General features: G+C 51.4%; 6 protein-coding genes, 5 pseudogenes and 1 other annotated feature. Of the genes and pseudogenes, 7 read left to right on the forward strand and 4 right to left on the reverse strand.

The window, feature by feature from the left end; all coding sequences use genetic code 11:
• Both BGK49_RS04050 and BGK49_RS04055 read left to right on the forward strand, forming a co-directional pair.
• Positions 1 to 290, forward strand: a pseudogene (locus BGK49_RS04050) (IS1-like element IS1X2 family transposase); the annotation flags it as partial.
• 125 nt (positions 291 to 415) lie between these two features.
• Positions 416 to 1,426 (forward strand): annotated as a pseudogene (locus tag BGK49_RS04055) (DUF3748 domain-containing protein); the annotation flags it as partial.
• A gap of 1 nt (position 1,427) precedes the next feature.
• Here BGK49_RS04055 and BGK49_RS04060 read toward each other — a convergent pair.
• Positions 1,428 to 1,760: a YceK/YidQ family lipoprotein gene (locus BGK49_RS04060; protein WP_000620888.1), complete on the reverse strand. Its 333-nt coding sequence runs from the start codon at positions 1,758 to 1,760 to the stop codon at positions 1,428 to 1,430.
• A gap of 239 nt (positions 1,761 to 1,999) precedes the next feature.
• Positions 2,000 to 2,072: a sequence feature (ROSE (Repression Of Heat Shock gene Expression) occurs in the 5'-region of heat shock genes and acts as an RNA thermometer to modulate expression.), on the forward strand.
• On the opposite strand from BGK49_RS04060, the gene ibpA reads away from it, so the two are divergent.
• From ibpA to BGK49_RS04075, 3 genes are all read left to right on the forward strand, one after another.
• Positions 2,066 to 2,479, forward strand: coding sequence for a small heat shock chaperone IbpA (ibpA, locus tag BGK49_RS04065; protein WP_001243437.1), 414 nt, complete (start codon positions 2,066 to 2,068; stop codon positions 2,477 to 2,479). (Overlaps the previous feature by 7 nt.)
• Before the next feature lie 111 nt (positions 2,480 to 2,590).
• Positions 2,591 to 3,019, forward strand: a complete 429-nt coding sequence (gene ibpB / locus BGK49_RS04070) for a small heat shock chaperone IbpB (RefSeq protein ID WP_001243431.1) — start codon at positions 2,591 to 2,593, stop codon at positions 3,017 to 3,019.
• Positions 3,020 to 3,215: 196 nt separating this feature from the next.
• Positions 3,216 to 4,877 (forward strand): putative transporter, encoded by a 1,662-nt coding sequence (locus BGK49_RS04075; RefSeq protein WP_001279760.1) that lies wholly within the window; start codon positions 3,216 to 3,218, stop codon positions 4,875 to 4,877.
• Here BGK49_RS04075 and BGK49_RS04080 read toward each other — a convergent pair.
• The gene (locus BGK49_RS04080; protein WP_046891659.1) at positions 4,874 to 5,590 is read right to left on the reverse strand and encodes a GntR family transcriptional regulator; all 717 of its coding nucleotides are present in this window, start codon (positions 5,588 to 5,590) and stop codon (positions 4,874 to 4,876) included. The two genes, BGK49_RS04075 and BGK49_RS04080, sit on opposite strands and share 4 nt — an antisense overlap.
• A 295-nt stretch (positions 5,591 to 5,885) precedes the next feature.
• Here BGK49_RS04080 and BGK49_RS04085 point away from each other — a divergent pair, with 295 nt between their 5' ends.
• Positions 5,886 to 7,502: a PTS sugar transporter subunit IIB gene (locus tag BGK49_RS04085; RefSeq protein ID WP_000952141.1), complete on the forward strand. Its 1,617-nt coding sequence runs from the start codon at positions 5,886 to 5,888 to the stop codon at positions 7,500 to 7,502.
• Positions 7,502 to 8,825 (forward strand): annotated as a pseudogene (locus tag BGK49_RS04090) (6-phospho-alpha-glucosidase). Before BGK49_RS04085 ends, BGK49_RS04090 begins: the two are co-directional and overlap by 1 nt.
• Here BGK49_RS04090 and BGK49_RS30850 read toward each other — a convergent pair.
• Positions 8,822 to 8,896, reverse strand: a pseudogene (locus BGK49_RS30850) (hypothetical protein); the annotation flags it as partial. The pseudogenes BGK49_RS04090 and BGK49_RS30850 overlap by 4 nt on opposite strands.
• A gap of 59 nt (positions 8,897 to 8,955) precedes the next feature.
• Positions 8,956 to 9,372, reverse strand: a pseudogene (gene tnpA, locus BGK49_RS04095) (IS200/IS605 family transposase).
• Positions 9,373 to 9,377: the final 5 nt, after the last annotated feature.

Below are 9,377 nucleotides of genomic sequence, written 5' to 3' on the forward strand. Positions count from 1 at the left end.
CGCACGTCTTCGGTGAACGCACTCTGGCCACACTGGAGCGTCTTCTGAGCCTGCTGTCGGCCTTTGAGGTCGTGGTATGGATGACGGATGGCTGGCCGCTGTATGAATCACGCCTGAAGGGAAAGCTGCACGTTATCAGCAAGCGTTACACTCAGCGCATTGAGCGACATAATCTGAATCTGAGACAACATCTGGCAAGGCTGGGACGGAAGTCACTGTCGTTCTCAAAATCGGTGGAGCTGCATGACAAGGTCATCGGGCATTATCTGAACATAAAACACTATCAGTAAGTTGGAGTCATTACCGATGAGTCCTTAATAAAACAGGTCCTCAGAGCATACATATTCTGCGGAGCGTGCGGCAACAACAGGACGAACAGGGGCGGTTTTCAATTTGCAGCCGTCAGGCTGCCGTGGTTCATCCGAAGTCAGAGAAATATGTTTTCATCCATGGCCCGGAAAATCCTGATGAAACATGGTATTACGATTTCCATCATCGACGCGGAGTCATTGCTGAAGGCGGCAAGGTGAGCAATCTCGATGCAATGGATATTACCGCGCCGTATACGCCAGGAGCGCTGCGCGGCGGCAGCCATGTGCATGTCTTTAGCCCGAACGGTGAAAGGGTGAGCTTTACCTATAACGACCATGTAATGCATGAACTCGATCCGGCGCTGGATTTGCGAAACGTCGGTGTTGCTGCGCCGTTTGGCCCGGTCAACGTACAAAAGCAGCATCCGCGTGAATACAGCGGTAGCCACTGGTGCGTGCTGGTGAGTAAAACCACGCCCACGCCGCAGCCTGGCAGAGATGAAATCAATCGTGCTTATGAAGAAGGATGGGTAGGAAATCACGCGCTGGCGTTTATTGGCGACACACTTTCGCCAAAGGGCGAGAAAGTGCCGGAGCTGTTTATCGTTGAGTTACCGCAAGATGAAGCTGGCTGGAAAGCGGCAGGTGATGCGCCGTTAAGTGGAACGGAAACCACCCTGCCCGCGCCACCGCGCGGCGTCGTGCAGCGACGTTTAACCTTTACCCACCATCGGGTTTATCCGGGGTTAGTCAACGTCCCGCGCCACTGGGTGCGCTGTAATCCGCAGGGTACGCAAATCGCGTTTTTAATGCGTGATGATAACGGCATTGTGCAACTGTGGCTTATCTCGCCACAGGGCGGCGAGCCGCGCCAGTTAACCCATAACAAAACGGATATTCAGTCTGCATTTAACTGGCATCCGTCAGGAGAATGGTTGGGCTTTGTGCTGGATAATCGAATTGCTTGTGCCCATGCGCAAAGTGGCGAGGTTGAGTATTTAACCGAAAACCACGCCAATCCACCTTCTGCGGACGCCGTGGTCTTCTCGCCGGATGGTCAATGGCTGGCGTGGATGGAAGGCGGCCAGCTGTGGATCACCGAAACTGATCGCTAAATCAGTTATCAGGCATTCTGGCCGGTGGAATAACCGCATTGGTGGCTTGCGCGTTGGCTTCGCTTTTTTCAACGCGTGAGCGCACCGAGCTGTCTTTGCGGAACACATCCCACGGCAGTAAAAGCGTGTCCATCACAGCGGTAAACGGCATATCGAGAATCGCCAGCGACTTAGTGCCCCAGTTGGTTTCATCGTCGCCAATCATGGTTGCGCTGGCGCGGGTGCCGGGATACGTTCCTTCTTTCCCTCCGGTATGGGACATCACGCTGGAGCATCCTCCGAGTAATGTCATTCCGCTGCATATCATGAACGCTAACAACACATTTCTTATCATAATAAATTCATCTGTTGATCGTGGGTGTTGGCCTGATGAGTTATAGCGCTCCCTTGCTGAAAATAACATCATCATTACGTCGCACTGTGGCGGCTATCGCACTTTAACGTTTCGTGCTGCCCCCTCAGTCTATGCAATAGACCATAAACTGCAAAAAAAAGTCCGCTGATAAGGCTTGAAAAGTTCATTTCCAGACCCATTTTTACATCGTAGCCGATGAGGACGCGCCTGATGGGTGTTCTGGCTACCTGACCTGTCCATTGTGGAAGGTATTACATTCTCGCTGATTTCAGGAGCTATTGATTATGCGTAACTTTGATTTATCCCCGCTTTACCGTTCTGCTATTGGATTTGACCGTTTGTTTAACCACTTAGAAAACAACCAGAGCCAGAGTAATGGCGGCTACCCTCCGTATAACGTTGAACTGGTAGACGAAAACCATTACCGCATTGCTATCGCTGTGGCTGGTTTTGCTGAGAGCGAACTGGAAATTACCGCCCAGGATAATCTGCTGGTGGTGAAAGGTGCTCACGCCGACGAACAAAAAGAGCGCACCTATCTGTACCAGGGCATCGCTGAACGCAACTTTGAACGCAAATTCCAGTTAGCTGAGAACATTCATGTTCGTGGGGCTAACCTGGTAAATGGTTTGCTGTATATCGATCTCGAACGCGTGATTCCGGAAGCGAAAAAACCGCGCCGTATCGAAATCAACTAATACCCTAAGGCCGCCTGACGCGGCCTGACATCTCCATGCTCGCCGTCAGGGAGCATATGCGAATCTTCGGATTTGCAGGTACTTACTCGCTTCTTAGAAGGAGAAATGACTATGCGTAACTTCGATTTATCCCCACTGATGCGTCAATGGATCGGTTTTGACAAACTGGCCAACGCACTGCAAAACGCCGGTGAAAGCCAGAGCTTCCCGCCGTACAACATTGAGAAAAGCGACGATAACCACTACCGCATTACCCTTGCGCTGGCAGGTTTCCGTCAGGAAGATTTAGAGATTCAACTGGAAGGTACGCGCCTGAGCGTAAAAGGCACGCCGGAGCAGCCAAAAGAAGAGAAAAAATGGCTGCATCAAGGGCTTATGAATCAGCCATTTAGCCTGAGCTTTACGCTGGCTGAAAATATGGAAGTCTCTGGCGCAACCTTCGTAAACGGTTTACTGCATATTGATTTAATTCGTAATGAGCCTGAACCCATCGCAGCGCAGCGTATCGCTATCAGCGAACGTCCCGCGTTAAATAGCTAACTAGCTATTCTCTTTGCCCCCGCCATTCTGGTGGGGCTTTTTTTGTCTTTCTTCTTCAACAATGCGTTAAATTTCGACTGTTTAAGATATTTCGGCACGTTCTTTCCCGTGATAATGTGCGCTATAAGGCAAATCTGCTTCACCGATTCAGCCATAATCCGTAGCAATTAAAATGTTATCTCAAGAGAAATGGACGATGAGTGATATAGCATTAACGGTCAGTATTCTGGCTTTGGTGGCAGTCGTCGGTTTGTTTATCGGCAACGTCAAATTTCGCGGCATAGGATTAGGTATTGGCGGCGTGCTGTTTGGTGGGATCATCGTCGGCCATTTTGTTTCTCAGGCGGGGATGACATTAAGTAGCGATATGCTGCATGTTATTCAGGAATTTGGCCTGATCCTGTTCGTTTATACCATCGGGATTCAGGTAGGGCCGGGCTTCTTTGCCTCATTGCGCGTCTCCGGATTACGCCTCAACCTGTTTGCTGTTCTGATCGTCATCATCGGTGGTCTGGTTACCGCCATCCTGCATAAACTGTTTGATATTCCACTGCCGGTAGTGCTGGGGATTTTCTCCGGTGCGGTTACCAATACGCCAGCGCTGGGGGCAGGGCAGCAGATCTTGCGCGACCTGGGTACACCAATGGAAATGGTCGATCAGATGGGGATGAGTTACGCGATGGCGTATCCATTCGGCATTTGCGGGATTTTGTTCACCATGTGGATGTTGCGGGTTATTTTCCGCGTCAATGTCGAGACAGAAGCTCAGCAGCACGAGTCTTCACGCACCAATGGCGGCGCGCTGATCAAGACTATCAATATTCGCGTTGAGAACCCTAACCTGCATGATTTAGCCATTAAAGATGTACCGATTCTCAACGGCGACAAAATTATCTGCTCGCGTCTGAAACGCGAAGAAACCCTAAAAGTTCCTTCGCCAGATACCATTATCCAACTGGGCGATTTGCTGCATCTGGTGGGGCAGCCAGCGGATTTACATAATGCGCAACTGGTGATTGGTCAGGAGGTCGATACTTCGCTGTCCACGAAAGGCACTGATTTGCGCGTCGAGCGTGTGGTGGTCACCAATGAAAACGTGCTCGGAAAACGTATTCGCGACCTGCACTTTAAAGAACGCTATGACGTTGTTATCTCGCGCCTGAACCGTGCCGGGGTCGAACTGGTCGCCAGTGGCGATATCAGCCTGCAGTTCGGCGATATCCTCAATCTGGTGGGGCGTCCGTCCGCAATTGATGCCGTTGCCAATGTGCTGGGGAATGCGCAGCAAAAACTGCAACAGGTTCAGATGCTGCCAGTGTTTATTGGCATCGGGCTTGGCGTATTGTTAGGTTCTATTCCCGTCTTTGTGCCTGGGTTCCCGGCCGCGTTGAAACTGGGGCTGGCGGGCGGTCCGCTGATTATGGCGTTGAGCCTCGGGCGTATCGGCAGTATCGGCAAGCTGTACTGGTTTATGCCGCCAAGTGCCAACCTCGCGCTGCGGGAGCTGGGGATCGTGCTGTTCCTCTCGGTCGTTGGTCTGAAATCTGGTGGGGATTTTGTGAATACCCTGGTCAATGGCGAAGGGCTAAGCTGGATTGGTTATGGTGCCCTGATCACCGCCGTTCCGCTGATTACTGTTGGCATTCTGGCGCGGATGTTAGCCAAAATGAATTACCTGACCATGTGCGGGATGCTGGCAGGTTCCATGACCGATCCTCCGGCGCTGGCGTTTGCTAATAATCTTCATCCAACCAGTGGTGCGGCGGCGCTCTCTTACGCCACTGTCTATCCGTTAGTGATGTTTCTGCGAATTATCACCCCCCAATTACTGGCGGTGCTCTTCTGGAGTATCGGTTAACTCTTTTCCGGGTGGAGTCGCCGTAAATGGTACTCCACCTGGAATTCGCTGGCATTTCTGAACATCACTGAATAATTCAAAAACTCCCCGCTCTCGCTATATGACAACGAGGTGATCCGCAGCAGTGGCGTGTGTTCCGCTACCTTCATTTGCCGCGCCAGCAGTCTATCGGCGAGCACCGGCGTCAGGCTTTCATAATTACCGCCAATCAAAATCCCACACTCTTGTTCAATATATTCAAACTTCGACCCTTCCAGATGTTGCAGCGAAAGATTACGGAACAGTTTAACCGGCATATAGCTGTCTTCCAGCATCAGCGGTTTCCCTTCCACAAAACGAACGCGACGGGAGAAGTAGATCTGCTCGTTGATTTGAATCCGTAACTGGCTGGCAATGGCCGGAGGCGCAGGCATGATTTCAAAAATCAGCACCTGGCTGGTGACCGTTTTTCCCTGCCGTTTTAACACCTCCACCAGTCCGGTCAGGCTGGCGGTTTGATGCAGCACATCTTTGCGCACCAGGTAAGTGCCGCTGCCGTGGCGGCGGACCACCAGCCCCCACGCTACCAGCAGGTCAATCGCTTTACGGATGGTCATCCGGGATACTGCAAATTCTTCCGCCAACTTTTTTTCACCGGGAAGAAGGCTGTTTAGCGTGAAATCCGCGGAATTAAGTCGAATTCTTAACCGCTCCGCAATGCTTTTGTAGATCATCTCTAGATCTCTTTTTTGCCTGCAAGCCCGGGTAATGCGCCCACAAGTTCTGCTTAATCGATTGAAAAAACATCTTTTTTTTAAAGATGTGTTCGATGCTGTGTACCAGTGCTCACAGATGTCTACTTTTTCGCGAAAACGTAGATCTCTACCACCCAACGAAAAGCATGAAAGCGATCACGAATCCCATTGGGTCGTCATGTTCTGCCGATCGCATCTTCCTATCCTCGCTCCAGGCCTGCCGCATAACCAATCAGGCTTCCTACTTACAGAATTGAGAAAAGAGGATGTGGAAATGCTCAGTCAAATTCAACGCTTTGGCGGCGCGATGTTCACGCCAGTGCTGCTGTTTCCCTTCGCCGGGATTGTGGTGGGTCTTGCCATCTTGCTGCAAAACCCGATGTTTGTCGGGGAATCACTGACCGATCCGAACAGTTTATTCGCGCAAATCGTACACATTATTGAAGAGGGCGGTTGGACGGTATTCCGTAATATGCCGCTGATTTTTGCTGTCGGTTTACCCATTGGCCTTGCTAAGCAAGCGCAGGGGCGTGCTTGTCTGGCGGTGATGGTGAGTTTCCTGACTTGGAACTATTTCATCAACGCGATGGGAATGACCTGGGGAAGCTACTTCGGCGTCGATTTCACTCAGGACGCGGTGGCAGGTAGCGGTCTGACAATGATGGCCGGGATTAAAACCCTCGATACCAGCATTATCGGCGCAATTATCATTTCCGGCATTGTGACGGCGCTGCATAACCGTCTGTTCGATAAAAAACTGCCGGTTTTTCTCGGCATTTTCCAGGGGACGTCTTATGTGGTGATTATCGCCTTCCTGGTGATGATCCCCTGTGCCTGGCTGACGTTGCTCGGCTGGCCAAAAGTACAAATGGGGATTGAATCTCTGCAAGCGTTCCTGCGTTCGGCGGGTGCGCTTGGGGTGTGGGTTTACACCTTCCTCGAACGTATTCTGATCCCAACCGGTTTACACCACTTCATCTACGGACAGTTTATCTTTGGTCCGGCAGCTGTTGAAGGCGGCATTCAGATGTACTGGGCGCAGCATCTGCAAGAGTTCAGTCTGAGCGCCGAGCCGCTGAAATCGTTGTTCCCGGAAGGCGGTTTTGCCCTGCACGGTAACTCAAAAATCTTTGGTGCCGTGGGCATTTCTTTAGCGATGTACTTCACTGCCGCACCGGAAAATCGGGTAAAAGTGGCGGGCTTGCTGATTCCCGCAACCTTAACCGCCATGCTGGTGGGAATTACCGAACCGCTGGAATTTACCTTCCTGTTCATTTCACCGTTGCTGTTTGCGGTACACGCCGTGCTGGCGGCCTCAATGTCGACCGTGATGTATCTCTTTGGTGTGGTGGGCAACATGGGCGGAGGTCTGATTGACCAGGTTTTACCGCAAAACTGGATCCCGATGTTCAGCAACCACGCGGATATGATGCTGACCCAAATCGCCATTGGGTTGTGCTTTACCCTGCTGTACTTCGTGGTTTTCCGCACACTGATTCTGCAATTCAACATGTGCACGCCGGGACGTGAAGATGCGGAAGTGAAACTCTACTCAAAAGCCGAATACAAAGCCTCGCGAGGCCAAACCACCGCTGCAGAGCCAAAAAAAGAGCTGGATCAGGCTGCCGGTATCCTGCAAGCCCTGGGCGGGGTCGGCAATATCTCCAGCATTAACAATTGCGCGACGCGTTTACGTATTGCACTGCATGACATGTCACAAACGCTGGATGACGAAGTCTTTAAAAAGCTGGGAGCGCACGGCGTCTTCCGTAGTGGCGATGCCATTCAGGTGATCATTGGTCTGCATGTATCCCAGCTGCGTGAACAGCTCGATAGCTTAATTAATTCTCATCAATCAGCAGAAAATGTTGCCATTACGGAGGCAGTATAATGACCAAATTCTCAGTGGTTGTCGCAGGCGGTGGAAGCACCTTTACGCCAGGCATCGTGTTGATGCTCCTGGCGAATCAGGACCGTTTCCCGCTTCGTGCACTGAAATTTTATGATAACGATGGTGCGCGGCAGGAAGTGATTGCCGAAGCCTGTAAAGTCATCCTTAAAGAGAAAGCGCCGGACATTGCGTTTAGTTACACCACCGATCCTGAAGTGGCATTCAGCGACGTTGATTTTGTCATGGCGCACATCCGCGTCGGCAAATACCCGATGCGCGAACTGGATGAAAAAATCCCGCTGCGCCACGGCGTTGTTGGTCAGGAAACTTGCGGACCCGGCGGAATAGCGTACGGCATGCGTTCCATTGGCGGCGTCCTGGAACTGGTGGATTATATGGAAAAATATTCACCAAATGCCTGGATGCTCAACTACTCCAACCCGGCAGCAATTGTCGCAGAAGCCACGCGTCGTCTGCGCCCGAATGCGAAAATCCTCAACATCTGTGACATGCCAATCGGTATTGAAAGCCGGATGGCGCAAATTATTGGGCTGCAAGATCGCAAACAGATGCGCGTGCGCTACTACGGCCTGAACCACTTTGGCTGGTGGACATCAATTGAAGATTTGCAGGGCAACGACCTGATGCCCCAGCTGCGGCAATATGTCTCTAAGCACGGTTATGTTCCACCGCAGCAAGATACACATACTGAAGCGAGCTGGAACGACACCTATGCAAAAGCGCGGGATGTCCAGGCACTGGACCCGGATACATTGCCGAACACCTATCTGAAATATTATCTCTTCCCGGATTATGTTGTTCAGCATTCCAACCCTGAACATACCCGCGCGAATGAGGTGAATGGAACATCGCGAGAAACAGGTTTTCGATGCTTGCCGCGCCATTACAGCGGCAGGAAATTCAGCGGCGGCCAAGCTGGAGATTGACGAACATGCGTCATACATCGTCGATCTGGCGGCGGCAATTGCCTTCAACACTCAGGAGCGGATGTTGCTGATTGTGCCTAACAACGGGGCAATCCATAACTTTGATGATGAAGCGATGGTCGAGATCCCGTGTCTGGTCGGGCACAACGGACCAGAACCACTGGTGGTCGGCGATATCCCGCAGTTTCAGAAAGGGTTAATGAGTCAGCAAGTGGCGGTGGAAAAACTGGTCGTGGACGCCTGGGAACAGCGTTCATATCAGCACCTGTGGCAGGCGATTACGTTATCGAAAACGGTACCGAGCGCCTCGGTCGCCAAAGCTATTCTGGATGAGTTGCTGGAGGCCAACAAAGCGTACTGGCCAGAGTTACGTTAATTGTGTGGACTGGCATCCGTTGGGTGCTGGTCCGTATTCTTTAGCACGGCTGACGGCGCATAACCAAATTTATCCGGTGCGCCGTAAAACCCCGTCCTTCAGGGCGGGGATATAAGGCGCGGTTTTCCACCTAACCAGGTGTTTGCTGTTGTTCAATGTATTGGCGGATGACGGATATTGGCGCACCTCCGCAGCTATTGGCAAAATAGCCAGGACTCCACAAAACGCCTTTGTAGTAATACCTGACTGCAATATCTGGTCGATCTCGTCGCAGTAACCTACCCGATACGCCTTTGAGGCTGTTTACCAGACTGGATATCGCCAGTTTGGGAGGATAGTTAATTAACAAATGGACGTGATCTGGTTCGCCATCCATTTAAACCAGTTCAGCTTCAAAATCAGCACATACATTTGAAAAGTAAGTGCGTAGTTTTTCTGTCGCGTCATAGTCAAAAATCTGACGTCGGTATTTGGTGACAAAGACCAGGTGAACATGCATCAGGAAAACACAATGCCTTCCACGCCGGATATCGGTTTCTTTTTTCACAGACC

The sequence above is a fragment of the Shigella sp. FC1544 genome, from assembly GCF_001722145.1.
Taxonomy (GTDB): domain Bacteria; phylum Pseudomonadota; class Gammaproteobacteria; order Enterobacterales; family Enterobacteriaceae; genus Escherichia; species Escherichia coli.